Origin of the sequence: Mesorhizobium escarrei (genome assembly GCF_935825525.1) — a bacterium.
GTDB lineage: Bacteria > Pseudomonadota > Alphaproteobacteria > Rhizobiales > Rhizobiaceae > Mesorhizobium > Mesorhizobium escarrei.
Genome location: NZ_CAKXZT010000097.1, coordinates 1 through 938, shown reverse-complemented (window position 1 = coordinate 938; position 938 = coordinate 1). Strand labels below are relative to the sequence as shown.

Annotated in this window: 2 protein-coding genes; both read right to left on the bottom strand. The window is 64.7% G+C overall.

Going from position 1 to position 938, the window contains the following annotated elements; genetic code table 11:
* Positions 1-323 (bottom strand): sigma factor (locus NMG80_RS06425; RefSeq protein ID WP_301942857.1); only part of this gene is annotated, 323 nt, incomplete at its 3' end.
* Positions 323-613: a hypothetical protein gene (locus tag NMG80_RS06420; RefSeq protein WP_254017368.1), complete on the bottom strand. Its 291-nt coding sequence runs from the start codon at positions 611-613 to the stop codon at positions 323-325. The genes NMG80_RS06420 and NMG80_RS06425, both read right to left, overlap by 1 nt.
* Positions 614-938 lie beyond the last annotated feature (325 nt).

Sequence of the window (938 nt, the reverse complement as noted above, 5' to 3'; positions counted from 1 at the left end):
GTCCCGGGCTCGATCTCATCGAGGCTTGGGCCGAACAGGGTTTGCCGCCGCCGGCGCGTGCGCAAAGCGTCAAGGCAGACTCGGGTGGCGATGCTATAAAGCCATGGCCGCCCCGCCGCCTCGTCGTGCAAGCTGGCGAATTCGCGCCAGCCGCGCAGCAGGGTCTCCTGGACGCAGTCCTCAGCATCCTGGATGCCGCCCATCATGCGATAGCAATGGCGCTTCAGCTCGCCGCGCATGGCGCCGGCCAGGGCGGAAAAGGCGCCTGATGCATTGGGTCCGCCCGAAGCATCGGCAGCGGCGATCGAGGTCTCCATTCGCATCAGCTTAGCGCCGCCACCCCATCGTGGGAAACGATGAAATTGCCTCCCGCCGGCGCCTCACCGATCAGGTCAAGCAGTGCATCGGCAACCTGCTGCGGCGTTTGCCCCGGCCCCATTGCGTCAAGGAAGGCTGCTTCGCTGGTGCCATTGTAGGCAGCATAACCCTTGACCCCCGCCGCTCCGATGTCCGTCTGCGGTATGAGGCGCGCCGGAGCCAGAGACAGGAACCGCAGGTCGAGTCCGGCGCGGCCGGCTTCCTTCTGGGCGTAGCCGGCCAGAAAAGCCTGCATCTTCTTCGCGCGCCCCGCGCCACGATCAGCACCTGGGCGCCGAGACGATGAAAGGTTTCGGCCAGAACGCGGCCGAGACCGCGGCTGGCGCCGACGATGGTGACGGGAATTCCGGATAGATCGGTCATTGCGAGGCGTTCTCCATGATGGTGACATGGCGTGAGACGTCGCGCCGCTCCGCAATGCATCGCATTGCCCTGGAATTATTTTCAGCGCTTGCGCGTTTGCCACGCCGAGATCGCAGGCCCGACGCAGCAGGCTGTTCAGTTCGTCGGGCGCGACCACAAGTCAATTCTTTTGGTTCTCAAACAGGAAGCTTGCGCCA

Coding starts and splice junctions, on each gene's coding strand:
- NMG80_RS06420 (WP_254017368.1), bottom strand. CDS start 613: ATGCAGGCTTTTCTGGCCGGCTACGCCCAGAAGGAAGCCGGCCGCGCC.